The sequence below is a fragment of the Okeanomitos corallinicola TIOX110 genome, assembly GCF_038050375.1.
GTDB lineage: Bacteria > Cyanobacteriota > Cyanobacteriia > Cyanobacteriales > Nostocaceae > Okeanomitos > Okeanomitos corallinicola.
Window position 1 is genome coordinate 1491892 of record NZ_CP150886.1, and the last position, 14090, is coordinate 1505981.

Consider the following 14090-nt stretch of genomic DNA (forward strand, 5'->3'; position numbering starts at 1 on the left):
GAAATTATTTTATCTATTATGGAAAATCAAAATACTGGTATTCTGGCTTTGTATAGTTAAAACGTAGGGGCGAACGGCCGTTCGCCCTGGTTATAGCAGTCCCTGAAAAACATTAAGAGTTATTAACGATGATTGCTTTATACTATTGCTCTAGTGTAATTTGCTGACAGTAATACATCAATTGATTTGTAGTCAAAATCTATGTGGAACTTAAAAGACTCTATCACACAAGTCAAAAATGCCTTTTATCAAGCATTACAATATATTCCTGATTTCAACAATCTTAAAGCTACCGAAAAAGGAAAAATCGTAGATGCTAGTTTTAAGTCTCTAGTCAAGGATTTGATGGACGACTTTGGCATGATACCAGGAGAGGATTATGAAGATAATCTGCGTGATAATGAACCAGGTGCAGATTTTGTGATTCTTTCACCAAGAGCTAATAACTTAATCAAAGATTTATTAGATGGGAAAATTACAGTAATTAAAGAACATACAAGAGTAAGTAAAACAGGTAATGCTTATACTGTTAATGCTCATTACAGAAAAATTGCATAAATGTTATTGTTCAGTAATCATTTAAAGAAAGATTGAATATGGAATCGAAAGTCTTTAAACAAGGAAACTATATCTGGGAATGTAAATCTTCTTACGATCCCAGTGGTGAGATTGATTTAAGTTATCTAAAATCAGCAATTAGAAGTGTTGAAAAAAGATGGGAAAGAGAAGGAAAACCTAGTGGCTATTATTATGTTTTTCCTATAAATGTAATAACTAATACAGCTAGACAAGAGCTAGAGAGATTTAAACAAGCCTATCAAGGTCAGGTTGATATTGGTTATTATGATAGAGAACAAGTACAACGATTAATCCAAAACTTATCAAAATTAAGTGATATGCAGTCACTTGTTGATTATATTAAACAAGTATGGAAAGGATAAAAAATGCCACAAGAGATTCAATTTTTCACTATCAAAATATTTTCTGAGATGTTTCTATCAGAATTTAATGGTGAAACTAATCCTTTTAATACAAACAGCATTTATAAATGCTTAAAAGAATTATTTCAAGGTACAGAAACAAAGTCTCAAGAATACGTAGACAAATATTTTGATAATGTTGAGTTAGATTATTTATGTAATATTACTTTATCCGAACTAGAAAAAATAGATGCAGACTTGGATAAGAAATATCAGCATATTTTTGATCCAAAAACTAATACATTGTCATTTGTAAATGAAGAATTATGGTCAACCTTAGAGAAAATTATAGTTGATAAAACTCAGAAATGTCTTTCTGGTGAAAATAAAAGTACATCACTAAAAAATAATGTGAAAATTAGTCAAGATTATCAAAAATTATTGGATTTGTTTAACAAAAGGATTTTATTTATGGCCAGTTTTTAACATTGTTTAATGGTTGGGTAGGGGTGAACGGCCGTTCACCCCTACAATATAAAATATTACATGAAAAATATATCTAAGATTAAATTTTATGACCTATAATCCCAATATACATAAACGTCAATCAATTCGTCTTAAAGGCTATGATTATTCTCAATCTGGTCTTTATTTCATTACAATTTGTTGTTATCAACGTGAATGTTTATTTGGAAATATTATAAATAGTCAAATGATATTAAATAATTTTGGTGAATTAATAAAAGAAGAATGGTTAAAATCAGCAGAAATTAGAAAAGAAATTGAGTTGGATAATTTTGTAATCATGCCTAATCATTTTCATGGAATTGTTATTATTAATCAGGAAATAAACAGAGATTTTATTAAAAATAATGTAGATTTTCTGGATAATAATGTAGGGGCAAACGGCCGTTCGCCCCTACAACAAATTCAATCATCATCACTAAAAATATCAATGAAACCAAAATCTTTATCATCATTAATAGCAGGTTTTAAATCAGCAACAACCAAGAAAATTAATATGATTCGTAATACACCTCAAAATCCCGTTTGGCAACGCAATTATTATGATCATATTATTAGAAATGATGAATCTTTAGCAAGAATTAGAGAATACGTCGAAAATAATCCTTTATCTTGGGAAAATGATCAATTACATCCTAATAATCCTTCTAAATGGTAATTAGTACGATCTCTTACTGAATATTTATTAATTTAAAATAACCCCATCCTATAAATCCTTAAATCCTGGACATCCTAATTCTGACAATCATTCAATTTCCCAATCTTCTAATTTTAAACCTTCAACTCTGATAAATTCCCTAGTATTATGGGTCACTAAAATTAAATCATGAGACAAAGCAATAGAAGCGATTAATAAATCATTATATCCAATAGGAGTACCAAAATTAGCTAATTGAGCGCGAATTTTACCCGCATTCAAAGCCGAAATATCATCTAAAGGTAAAGAAACAAACACCTCTAAAAATCGCTTTACCTTTGCCCAAACTTGATCAGGCTTATCACTTCTCATTGCTCCATAAAATAACTCTAACTTCACCACAGAACAAACTACAATATCTTCTAAATTAGTATCTTCTAACTTTCTTCTAATAACTAAATCTTCATTCAAATATTTAATACATACATTCGTATCCAACAAATATTTCATGATAATTTAAAATCCTCTAAATCCTCAAAAACACCTTCAGAATCAATAACTAGAGGAGTATCTTTTAAACAACCTGAAGTTTCTTCAAAAAAATTAGCAGGCCAACCTTTTCCTTTAGGCTTATTTTCCTGTTGAGAATTATCACTAGGTTTAACAATAATAGTAACTGTTAAATCAGCATTACTAATATTAACAGGAATATCTAAATGTAATATTCCATCTTGTCCAACATGAGAGTTTATAGTTATTGTTTCCATAAATTTTCTAAACAAGGTAACTACATCATAACATACCATATATTATTATATATCAATTACATCCTATAAATCCTAAAATCCTGGACATCCTGATTCTGACAAAAGAAATCAATAATCTCATATACAATATAAATAAACAAAAAACCTCTACACCTATCTTACCAATGACTGCAAAAATTAAACCAGATTGGGCTGGAGAAACCTTACTTTCCAAATTCGTCAACCTATTAATTAATACCAAACCCATCTACAGCTTGATGAAACAACAAGCAAGACAGGTACTTATTAAAACCGCCGAAAAAAACGGTGTTGCTTGGCGTAAAAATTACCAAAAACTAGAAGCTTCAGAAATCAAAAACAAGCTGCAAGAAAATACAAATCCTAAAGTAACCTATCCTGATTATTATAACGTTCCCTTCCATGCTTATGATCAAGGAAATATGTGTTGGAAAGCAGCATTTGAAGTACCCAGTGCAACCTATTCTATGGCCTTGCGGGTGTGGCCAAAAGAAAATATCACTTGGGAAACCGCACACCGCAGATTAAGATCCAGTTTTCACGAAGTTCTCGCTAAATACACCACCCAAGATATTAATGATATCCTCGATATCGGTTGTTCTGTAGGAATTTCTACCTTATCTCTGCATCGTTTTTATCAACAAAAACAAAATCATCCCGTGCGTACAGTCGGTTTAGATTTATCTCCCTATATGTTGACTGTAGCGCAAGAATTAGACACTTACAAAGAAATATCCCAATGGTTGCACGCGCAAGCGGAGAAAACAGAATTACCCAGTGAGTCTTTTGACTTAATAACTCTGCAATTTGTCACCCATGAACTTCCCGGTTTTGCAAGTAAAGAAATCTTCCAAGAAGCATTACGTTTACTCCGTCCTGGTGGTTGTTTTGCTATTGTAGATAATAACCCTAAATCACCTGTAATTCAGAACTTACCTCCAGTATTATTCACCTTAATGAAAAGTACAGAACCTTGGAGTGATGACTACTATCTGTTTGACATTGAAGGGTGTTTAAAATCGCTAGGTTTTAATGTTTTAATCACCGTTCCTAGTGACCCCAGACATCGTACTATTGTAGCTCAAAAACACAATTAATTAACCTAAAAGGTGCGTTAAATTTCATTAATGCACCCTACACAAAAAATGGTTTTATTTCAATCTAATATTCTTTAACAATCTTAACAATTACTATTTAGCAAAATACAAGGCACAATAAGTATAAGTGAAAGTGTAATATTTATGAGTTACTGTCTTAACCCCCACTGTTTACAACCAGAAAACCCTGATGATGTCAAATTCTGTATAACTTGCGGTACTAAACTACTTCTAAAAGAACGTTACCGCGCTATCCAACCCATCGGCCAAGGTGGTTTTGGGAGAACATTTTTAGCAGTGGATGAGGATAAACCCTCAAAACCTCCCTGTGTCATTAAGCAATTTTACCCCCAAGCACAGGGTACAAACACAGTACAAAAAGCAATAGAGTTATTTAATCAGGAAGCTGTACAGTTAGATGAATTGGGAGAACATCCGCAAATTCCCAGTCTTTTAGCTTATTGTACACAAGATGATAGACAATATTTGGTACAAGAATTTATAAATGGGCAAAATTTAGCCCATGAGTTATTAAATAAAGGTACTTTTAATGAAAATCAAATTAAAGAATTATTGCATGATTTATTAAGTGTATTACAATTTTGTCATAGTAAACAGGTAATTCATAGGGATATTAAACCCGAAAATATTATTAGGAGAAATAGCGATAATAAACTGGTAATAGTTGATTTTGGGGCAGCGAAATCAACCGCAGGACAAGCTTTAAATAGAACAGGAACAAGTATCGGCAGTCCTGAATATGTTGCACCAGAACAGATGCGAGGAAGGGCAATTTTTGCCAGTGATATCTATAGTTTAGGGGTAACTTGCATTAATTTGTTAACTGGTCGTTCACCCTTTGAGAGTTATGATACTCATCATGCAGCTTGGGTGTGGAGACAGTTTTTAAAAACTCTTGTGAGTAATGAATTAGGGGTAGTTATTGATAAAATGGTACAAACTATTCCTAGTAGTCGTTATCAAACAACGGAAGAAGTTTTGAAAGATTTACAAAGTTTAAATCCACAAACTCCCGTAGTGATTCCACCAACAATTATTAATCAACCCGTTAAACAAAATATTCCTACTTCTCAAAATCCTGGTCAATCTGATCAGATAAACAAAGAATTACAAGCAGTAAAAACACAATTTACAGGAGGTAAACAGCAACCACAAAACCCAAAATCACCAACATCTAATTCTAATGTTACTAATAACAATAATGATGTCATAGATCAAGAACTAGAAGAAATGAGAGCTAAATTTTCAGAAAGTTAATAAATTACTGATACCGGATATTCATCTTTTCATACAAACCTAAAATTTGCAAATAATTACAACAGAGTTGGGTAAAGTGAGGTACAAAACTAAACCCACAATCTTTAGCTGGAAAGCATTTGAAAGCTGCTGTATTACCTTCCATATCACCACTTACCAAAATTGTACCATCAGGACTAGCTGAATGCTTCCATTTTGCAGCACTACAGGATATTTATGTTATGTTACTTTACTCAACTCCATTAATACCATATCTGCTAAATCTCCATTCGGCATAGTCCAGGATTTATACATAGTTTCCTTAATAATAAATCCTGTTTTTTTACACATATTAATTGAAGTTTTGTTAGATAGTAAAATTGACGATCCAATAGTTTTCAGTTGTAATTCATTAAAGGCATAATTTACTATCCGTTGTAATCCTAATCTTCCATATCCTTTGTTTCTGTATCTTGAATCTAGAATTACTACCCCTACTTCAGCAGCCAGTAGATCCACATTCATCCCTTTTAAAACCACATATCCGATGGGAAAATCATCCAGAGTTAAGTAAATTCCAAATACTAAAGGTTCACTATCTCGACAGTAAGGTAAAGCATGAGATGAAATAGCAGCTATAAATTTTTCTATTTCATGAATTTCAAAAAATGTATTCCAGCCCAATAAATCTATTAATCTTGAGTCTTGAGCTAGTTTAATTAAGTGTTGTATATGGCTATATTCTTGTATGGTAGCCAAAAAAATCTTTGCCCCTGTGGGCTTATATTCTTGTTCTAAGAGGATACTTTTTAACATATTGTTACGCGCTGAAATTAGGAATTACATAACCACAAATATATCTACGGTGAGCGATGCCAGTTGTGTAAATCCCGTGAAAAAATAGTTCTTGACTGAATCATTTATTATATAGTACACTCTACCGTGAATTGTTACAAACTCAAATTCTGAATAAAAAATAAGTAGATGATACAAGTAAATATAATACCCAATAAGGGGCGTGGAATTATAGCTACGCAAGATATTTCTAAAGGAACATTACTAGAAATAGCTGCCGTCAGCATAATTCCATCGGAAATCAGAAAAAGTGTTCAACCGAAGATAGAAGTCTTCAAATATTTGTTTGTACAGCCATCGGAATATAAAGGAAGCAAAGAGTCCAACGCATATTTAGTATTTGGTTTAGCTTCTCTGTGTAATCATAATAGAGAACCTAATTCCTTTATAGACTGGGTTGAAAACGAAATTGGCATTTGGTCACATTTGATCGCGCAAAAAGATATCAGAAAAGGCGAAGAAATTACTTTATTTTATACCAATATTGATGAATATGTTGATAAAAAAGGATTTCTATAACTTAGTTTTTAACTGATTAAGATGGAATTCATGTTAAGATGAATTTTAGATGAAAATGGTAATTAAGCCCCTGCTTTTTATAAAATGCTTACTTAGGTGAATAATGATTGTTTAGTAATTGTAGATAAACAGGGAAATACTTGTGAGTAAACTGATCAAATCATCTGCATTCATTAAAAAATAAGGGCGGTAAAACCGCCCCTAAAATCAATCTTAACTAACTAAAAACAACTTACTTCTTAGCTTCAGCAATGGGAACCCACTCAGTGTGGAAAGTTCCTTCCTTATCAATCCGTTTGTAGGTGTGAGCGCCAAAGTAATCCCGTTGTGCTTGAGTCAAGTTTTGAGGTAAACGTTCTCTGCGGTAGCTGTCGAAATAATCCAAAGAAGCACTAAAAGCAGGAACAGGAATTCCCATCTTCGCAGCAGTGACAATTACTTCCCGCCAAGCAGCTTGTCTATCCAGAATTGTTTGCTTAAATTCAGGTGCTAACAACAAGTTAGGTAAGCCAGGATTTTCGTCAAAAGCTTTCTTAATTTTGTTCAAGAAACCAGCACGAATAATACAACCACCTTTCCAAATTCGAGCCATTTCACCCAAATTTAAACCCCAATTGTAGGTTGTAGAAGCGGTAGAAATTAACGCCATACCTTGGGCATAGGAACAGATTTTAGAACAATAAAGTGCATCACGCACCATGTTCACAAAAGTCTTTGTATCCTTAAACTGAGTAGGAACAGGGCCAGTTAATTGTTTAGAAGCCGCAATCCGTTCATCTCGAATAGAAGAGATAATTCGAGAATTTACAGCCGCAGTAATTGTAGGAATAGCAACGCCTAATTCTAAAGCAGTTTGTACAGTCCAACGACCAGTACCTTTTTGTCCCGCAGCATCAACAATTAAGTCAACTAAGGGAATTTTGGTATCAGGGTCAACGTAGGGGAAAATATTAGCGGTAATCTCAATCAAAAATGAATTGAGTTCGTCGGTTTTATTCCACTCAGAAAATACTTCATGTAACTGTGCAGGATTTAAACCACCAACATTTTTGAGTAAATCATAGGCTTCTGCAATTAACTGCATATCGCCGTACTCAATCCCGTTGTGAACCATTTTTACATAGTGACCAGAACCACCGGGTCCAATGTAGGTTACACAGGGGCCATCATCAACCTGAGCAGCGATTTTGTTAAAGATGGGGGAAAGGTACTCATAGGAACTTTTTGTACCACCAGGCATGAGGGAAGGTCCGTTTAACGCGCCTTCTTCACCACCACTCACACCCATACCGATGTAGCGTAAACCGGTGGGTTCTAATTCCTGAGTGCGTCTTTCTGTATCTTCAAACCAAGAGTTACCACCATCAATGATGATGTCACCTTCTTGTAATAATGGTTTTAACTGGGCAATTACTGCATCAACTGGTTTACCAGCTTGCACCATTACCAAGATTTTGCGAGGACGTTCTAATGAAGCGACAAATTCTTCTAAGGTAAATGCTGCAACAACATTCCGTCCTCCAGCACGGTTGGCCATGAAGGCATCGGTTTTTTCACGAGAGCGGTTGTAAACTGCAATTGGGAAGCCATTACGCTCAACGTTAAGAGCGATATTCTCGCCCATTACGGCTAATCCAATCACACCAAAGCTTTGTAATGTCATAGTTCAAATCTTCTTTTGGTTTTGGCTAACTCTTGCAGATCCTTTCATCTATAAGGGTAAACCGAGATTTTGGGTTCACTCCTAAAGAAGACATTAAGAGTTGATGTTAAAAACAGAAAACCATAACTAATACGGTTTTAATTTGTATCGAAGTCAACAATTCAGTCACAAAATTTGCAAAATGGAAATATTGACACAACAGTAAGGAGTCGAAAAAATGCTGGCCTATCTCCTAGCGTTTGTAGTGGGGCTTGGTAGTTTAGCTATTTACCTAGCAGCTTTTTTTTTCCCGGAAATCCACCGCAAGAATGATTTTATCTGGAGTGGTGTGGGGATGTTCTACGCTTTGGTACTGTGGATTTTTGCACCACGAATTACCGGAGGTCTGTTGCTGGGACATATAGCTAGTGTGGCGCTTTTGGTTTGGTTTGGTGGACAAACTCTGTCTTTACGTCGTCAACTGACACCGGAGGTACAACAAACTCCTATTCCTAGTTCTGAGTCAGTTAAGGTGAGTATCCAAGAACAGGCATCTAGGTTATCTGTGCTGGAAAGGCTCAAACAATTACCAGCTGCGCTTGGTGGTGTGTTCAGTGGTGTCAAAGGTAAGGTACAACAAACTCTGACGAAGAAACCAGTCGCCACCACAGAAAAACCTGTTGAGGAAGTTCTTGATCAAACTACTGCTGTGACTGAACAACCACCGGAAAATTCTCCTCAAACTGTGGAGGAAATGGAAATTCCCTCAACTGAGGTTCCGGAGGAAGTTACACCTGATATTCAATTTCCTGTGACTGAACAACCACCGGAAAATTCTCCTCAAACTGTGGAGGAAACGGAAATTCCCACAACTGAGGTGAAGGAAGAACTCACACCACCCAGTCCTCCACAGGATCAAGTTGTCTCAGATAATACGCCTAATATTCCAGCAGATATACCATCAGAAAAATTACCACCAAATTCAGAGTCTGGAAGTTAGGTACTGGAAGGAACTGGAAATAATAAACATCATCTATTGTTCAGTTCCTTTCAGCATTTTTATGTAAGCACTTTGTATGAAAAAATCTTAAAATTTGTCTAAAGTTTCCGGAAAAAGATGTATAATTTTTATTACATACAATTCAGGCAATGATTTAAAACCAGTGTCAGATACAAAATCGTTATCAGGTGCAGAAAGTAGAATATCTATTGAACCTTTAGCTCAACAATGGGCTAAAAAGTATTTGCAGAATCTCCTAGTTAATACTGATACTCAGGAAAACTCAACGCCTCTCAGTTTGTCAGAGATAATATCTGTCTCTGGACGACAGAAAACGGCGGCAACAATCATGGCATCTTTACGGAGTATCAGTGTAAAAGCATGGAATAAAACCGAGGATCTACTTGCTGGTCCCATTATTCAACACCGTATAGATTTTAATGTCATCAATCCTTGGGAGATTTCCCAAGATTGTTTTCAAATTTACCAAAAAGCCCTAGATGTCTATACCCTATCCGGAGCCAGTAGGCCTCTTGATTTATTGACAAAATTTGTTCAAACTGATGATTTGATATCTCTAGAAGATTTAAAGCTGGAAACTGAACAGATAGCTCCTCAAGAGTTAGCAAGGGTGATTGGTGCAGATATAGGAGCAGTCAGAAAAAAATATACAAACATTGATCCCAGAGCGATTGGTTTTGTGAGTATGCAGTTTCATTACACTGGACAAATGCTGATAGAATCGCTAAATAGTTTTGAGCGATCGCTAGTAGGTGCATACTTTAAGGTAATTGATGACCATTTGTATATGCCTTTACAGCGTGCTTATTTAGCAGCAGCAAAACATGATTATAATTCTCCAACTATATCGGTGGTACAAAAGCTATTACCAGTTAGTACAGAAATTGCCCAGACAATTACTAAAAAAATTGTTGAGCTTTTCCCTAGATATGAAACTATGTCTGGGATGTTAAGTGATGAATTAGTTAGAACTTCTAGCATCCGTGATGTGGAAATGTTCCAAGTTTATTTATGGGTATGTGTTTTAGAAGGTAATGTTTCTGCTATTCAAGAAGAGTTATTTCCTTTGTGTGTGATGCTCTATCCAACTTTACAAGTTAAATGGGATATAGTGCGTCAAATGTTATATTTACTGAGGTTTGAAATCCAAGATCGTCTCAACACTCAACAAGTTAATATATTAATGCCTTATTTTCAGATGTTGTCTTCTATGTTTTCGGCTGAATTATTGGATTAATTGATGTTGTAATAGGATGATTTCTAGAACTTTCTATGACTGAATAAAATACTTTTTTTGTTTTAGCAAACCCTGACTATGATTCCTAATTTAGAAGGTACAATTTCTGAGGAGGGGGGAATTACAAATTAAGAATTGCAAATTCGTAATTTTGGCTACTTTTAGTATTTTTTCAAGTGTTATTGAACAGACGGCAAACGAGCTTATGATTCTGTTACATATTTGTTAAGAAACATTACACGGCTCTTAACAAAAGGGAATATTTCTTATGGTAGTTTCACTAGAGAAGAATCGACCACGTGAGGTTGTCATCATTGGTGGTGGCTTTGGTGGACTGTACACAGCAAAAGCTCTTGCTGGTGCGAATGTAAATGTTACTCTGATTGATAAACGGAACTTTCACTTATTTCAGCCACTTTTATATCAAGTTGCCACAGGTACTTTATCACCTGCGGATATTTCTTCACCATTACGATCTGTGTTCAGAAAAAGCAAGAATACAAGAGTGTTGCTGGGAGAAGTAAAAGATATTAATCCAACAACTCAACAAGTAATTTTGAATGATCAAATAGTACCTTACGATACATTAGTTGTGGCTACTGGTGCTAACCATTCTTATTTTGGTAAAGATAACTGGAAAGAATTTGCTCCTGGTTTAAAGACTGTAGAAGATGCCATTGAAATGCGTCGTAAGATATTTTCAGCATTTGAAGCAGCAGAAAAAGAAACTGATCCGGAAAAACGTCGTGCTTTGTTGACTTTTGTGATTGTGGGTGGTGGTCCAACAGGGGTAGAATTAGCGGGAGCGATCGCCGAATTAGCCTATAAAACTTTGAGAGAAGATTTCCGCCATATAAACACCTCAGAGGCGAAGATTTTACTATTACAAGGTGGCGAGCGTATTCTCCCCTTTATGTCCCCAGAGTTATCCCAAGCAGCAGCAGAAGCGTTGCAAAAGTTAGGAGTATTGATCCAAACTCAAACCAGAGTCACAGACATTGCTAACGATATTGTCACCTTCAAAAAAAGCGATCAAGTACAAGAATTGCGTGCAAAAACCATTTTATGGGCTGCTGGTGTACAAGCTTCCCCAATGGCGAAAGTATTAGCAGAAAAAACAGGTGTAGAATGCGATCGCGTGGGTAGAGTCATGGTAGAACCAGACCTAACCGTTAATGGCTATAAAAACATTTTCGTAATTGGAGATTTAGCTAATTTCTCTCATCAAACTGGTCAACCTTTACCCGGTGTAGCACCCGTAGCTAAACAACAAGGTGAATATGTAGCTGGACTAATTCAACTGCGTATGCAAGGCCGTAGTTTGCCCAAATTCCACTACAGTGATGTGGGTAGTTTGGCAATGATTGGACAAAATTTAGCAGTTGTAGATTTAGGTTTCTTAAAACTCACAGGTTTCCTTGCTTGGGTATTCTGGTTACTGATTCACATCTATTTCTTAATTGAGTTTGATACTAAGATTGTAGTTATCATTCAATGGGCTTGGAATTATCTTACCCGGAATCGTCGTTCTCGATTAATTACAGGTAGAGAAGCTTTTTTGGAAACACCAGACGTTGACACAAATACTCCATACGAATCGCCAGAAACCAAGCAGACAGTCAAGGTTTAGGATTGTTGATTTGTCGCTATTACCAGTACATTGAGGTCTATTAAAAAGCCCATCATCCTGATAAACACTAAATCCAATTAGTGTGAGATGGTGGGTTTAATGATGTTTTTTAAAAGTCTGTAATTTGGGTAGAACGAAGTGAAACCCAACACCACCAACCAAGATATTATAATTCATGTTGGGTGTGCTATATCATAATTAATGTTGGGTTGCGCTTCGCTTAACCCAACCTACGGGGTAAAATAAATATCATCAAATATCACTTTACTCAAAGGTTATTTACATTATGCAATATCGCCGCGCTAGGGTGGAAGGAGGAACATACTTTTTTACAGTGGTAACAGAAAAAAGACAAAAAATATTATGTTTCCCAAAAAATGTTTCTTTATTAAGAGATGCTTTTAGTTATGTAATGCAAAAACATCCATTTATTATAGATGCCATTGTTATTTTACCTGATCATCTCCATTGTATTTGGACATTGCCAGAACATGATCATAATTTTTCAACTCGTTGGCGTTTAATTAAAAGTTATTTTAGTCGTAAATGTGAAACTATTGTACCAGAAAATATATCTTTATCTAGACAAAATAAAAAACAACGTGCAGTATGGCAACATCGTTTTTGGGAACATTTAATTAGAGATGAAATAGATTTTCAAAATCACGTTAAATATATTCATTATAATCCGGTAAAACATGGTTTAGTAAAAGCTCCAAAAGATTGGGAATATTCCAGTTTTCATCGTGCTGTGCGTCAAGGTATTTATGACATAATGTGGGGTGCAAGTGAGGATATTATTTTTGATGATAATATTGATAACGAGTAGGTTGGGTTGAATGAAATGAAACCCAACATTAACATCAAAATATAAATAATTGGTGTTGGGTTATGGCTTCGCCACACTTCGTGAACGTACCTCAACCCAACCTACATTTGTCATGTGCGGACGCTTAGTGGTATAATTTCGATATGGGTTTTAATACCTAACTATATCTCTTTTCCAAAAATCAGCTTGATTTCAGTATGAAAGTAGTATCTATTATTAACTATAAGGGTGGCGTTGGTAAAACCACTATCACCGCTAATCTGGGAACGGAATTAGCGTGTAGAGGATATAGAGTGTTATTAATTGATGCTGATCCTCAGTGCAGTTTAACATTTTCTTTTTTTAATTCTTCCGATCAATTTAACTGGTTTGAAGGAAAAGAATTGACATTAAAAACATTTTTTGATTCATTAATAAGGTCTATTCCCAACCCCAAATCATTTGGTGACGTGAGGGTGAAGATAAGTAAAATTAATAAAAAAATACAAGAACAGGGTGGAAAAGGTTCATTACATTTAATTGCTTCTCACTTAGAATTAATTAACATTGACATGAAACTTGCTGGTATCTTGGCAGGAGGAATTGACAGACATGAACAAGCATCAAGATACTTAAATTGTTTTAGTTCAATTTCTCAAGGATTAGAAAAATTAAAATCACAGTATGACTTTGTTTTAATTGACTGCCCTCCCAATTTCAACATTGTCACTAAAACATCTATAGCAGCTAGTAATTACATCTTAATACCATCAAGACCAGACCATTTATCAACATTAGGAATATCCTATTTAAAGAAAAGTGTTAAGGAGTTTGTCGAAGATTATAATTACTATACAAAACAAGCTAACATTTCAGTGATTGATCCTAAAATTATTGGAGTAGTATTTACAATGGTAAAAGTTCATACTGGGCAACCGATTAATGCTCATCAAAGATATATGAATAATGTTGTAAAAGAACAAAAATTAAAGATATTTGATGCTTTTATTAGAGAAAATCAAACTACATTTGCAATGGCTTCGGAAAAGGGAATTCCTGTTGTTTTAAGTGCGGCTTCATCATCAGATATTGCTCAAGAACTTAAAGAAATGGTAGATGAATTTGAATATTTGATTAATTAGATTGATAGAAAATAC

At 34.8% G+C, this 14090-nt stretch carries 16 protein-coding genes; 12 read left to right on the top strand and 4 right to left on the bottom strand.

The genetic code is table 11. From position 1 onward, the window contains the following. Nucleotides 1-201: 201 nt before the first annotated feature. The 4 genes from WJM97_RS06470 (at nt 202) to WJM97_RS06485 (ending at nt 2103) form a co-directional block, all read left to right on the top strand. Complete coding sequence (locus WJM97_RS06470) at nt 202-558, top strand: hypothetical protein (protein ID WP_353932220.1); 357 nt, start codon at nt 202-204, stop codon at nt 556-558. A gap of 38 nt (nt 559-596) precedes the next feature. After that, nucleotides 597-941 carry a hypothetical protein gene (locus WJM97_RS06475; RefSeq protein ID WP_353932221.1) on the top strand — a complete coding sequence of 115 codons (345 nt, stop codon included), beginning with the start codon at nt 597-599 and terminating at the stop codon, nt 939-941. 3 nt (nt 942-944) lie between these two features. Then, the gene (locus tag WJM97_RS06480; RefSeq protein ID WP_353932222.1) at nt 945-1406 is read left to right on the top strand and encodes a hypothetical protein; all 462 of its coding nucleotides are present in this window, start codon (nt 945-947) and stop codon (nt 1404-1406) included. 88 nt (nt 1407-1494) lie between these two features. After that, on the top strand, nt 1495-2103 hold the full coding sequence (locus tag WJM97_RS06485) for a transposase (RefSeq protein WP_353932223.1): 609 nt from the start codon (nt 1495-1497) through the stop codon (nt 2101-2103). Between the two features lie 87 nt (nt 2104-2190). On the opposite strand, the gene WJM97_RS06490 is transcribed toward WJM97_RS06485, so the two are convergent. Further along, entirely contained in the window at nt 2191-2592 is a 402-nt protein-coding gene (locus WJM97_RS06490; protein WP_353932224.1) for a type II toxin-antitoxin system VapC family toxin, read from the bottom strand. Next, a complete protein-coding gene (locus tag WJM97_RS06495; protein WP_353932225.1) occupies nt 2589-2849 on the bottom strand; it encodes a hypothetical protein in 261 nt (86 codons plus the stop codon). The genes WJM97_RS06490 and WJM97_RS06495 overlap by 4 nt, the downstream gene beginning before the upstream one ends. Before the next feature lie 164 nt (nt 2850-3013). Here WJM97_RS06495 and WJM97_RS06500 point away from each other — a divergent pair, with 164 nt between their 5' ends. Both WJM97_RS06500 and WJM97_RS06505 read left to right on the top strand, forming a co-directional pair. Continuing rightward, complete coding sequence (locus tag WJM97_RS06500; protein ID WP_353932226.1) at nt 3014-3964, top strand: class I SAM-dependent methyltransferase; 951 nt, start codon at nt 3014-3016, stop codon at nt 3962-3964. Between the two features lie 144 nt (nt 3965-4108). Next, complete coding sequence (locus WJM97_RS06505) at nt 4109-5242, top strand: serine/threonine-protein kinase (protein WP_353932227.1); 1134 nt, start codon at nt 4109-4111, stop codon at nt 5240-5242. A 219-nt stretch (nt 5243-5461) separates the two neighbouring features. Here WJM97_RS06505 and WJM97_RS06510 read toward each other — a convergent pair whose 3' ends face one another. Beyond that, complete coding sequence (locus WJM97_RS06510) at nt 5462-6037, bottom strand: GNAT family N-acetyltransferase (protein ID WP_353932228.1); 576 nt, start codon at nt 6035-6037, stop codon at nt 5462-5464. 168 nt (nt 6038-6205) lie between these two features. Here WJM97_RS06510 and WJM97_RS06515 point away from each other — a divergent pair, with 168 nt between their 5' ends. Continuing rightward, nucleotides 6206-6595: an SET domain-containing protein-lysine N-methyltransferase gene (locus tag WJM97_RS06515; RefSeq protein ID WP_353932229.1), complete on the top strand. Its 390-nt coding sequence runs from the start codon at nt 6206-6208 to the stop codon at nt 6593-6595. Nucleotides 6596-6827: 232 nt separating this feature from the next. Here WJM97_RS06515 and gndA read toward each other — a convergent pair whose 3' ends face one another. Further along, nucleotides 6828-8258: an NADP-dependent phosphogluconate dehydrogenase gene (gene gndA, locus WJM97_RS06520; protein ID WP_353932230.1), complete on the bottom strand. Its 1431-nt coding sequence runs from the start codon at nt 8256-8258 to the stop codon at nt 6828-6830. A gap of 217 nt (nt 8259-8475) precedes the next feature. Here gndA and WJM97_RS06525 point away from each other — a divergent pair, with 217 nt between their 5' ends. The 5 genes from WJM97_RS06525 to WJM97_RS06545 all read left to right on the top strand — a co-directional run bounded on the left by WJM97_RS06525 (nt 8476) and on the right by WJM97_RS06545 (nt 14075). Beyond that, nucleotides 8476-9237: a Ycf66 family protein gene (locus WJM97_RS06525; RefSeq protein WP_353932231.1), complete on the top strand. Its 762-nt coding sequence runs from the start codon at nt 8476-8478 to the stop codon at nt 9235-9237. A 163-nt stretch (nt 9238-9400) separates the two neighbouring features. After that, nucleotides 9401-10495 (top strand): hypothetical protein, encoded by a 1095-nt coding sequence (locus WJM97_RS06530; protein WP_353932232.1) that lies wholly within the window; start codon nt 9401-9403, stop codon nt 10493-10495. Nucleotides 10496-10763: 268 nt separating this feature from the next. After that, on the top strand, nt 10764-12125 hold the full coding sequence (locus WJM97_RS06535; protein ID WP_353932233.1) for an NAD(P)/FAD-dependent oxidoreductase: 1362 nt from the start codon (nt 10764-10766) through the stop codon (nt 12123-12125). Between the two features lie 286 nt (nt 12126-12411). Beyond that, nucleotides 12412-12954: a transposase gene (locus tag WJM97_RS06540; RefSeq protein WP_353932234.1), complete on the top strand. Its 543-nt coding sequence runs from the start codon at nt 12412-12414 to the stop codon at nt 12952-12954. Nucleotides 12955-13151: 197 nt separating this feature from the next. Next, nucleotides 13152-14075: an AAA family ATPase gene (locus tag WJM97_RS06545; protein WP_353932235.1), complete on the top strand. Its 924-nt coding sequence runs from the start codon at nt 13152-13154 to the stop codon at nt 14073-14075. The last annotated feature ends 15 nt before the right edge of the window (nt 14076-14090 follow it).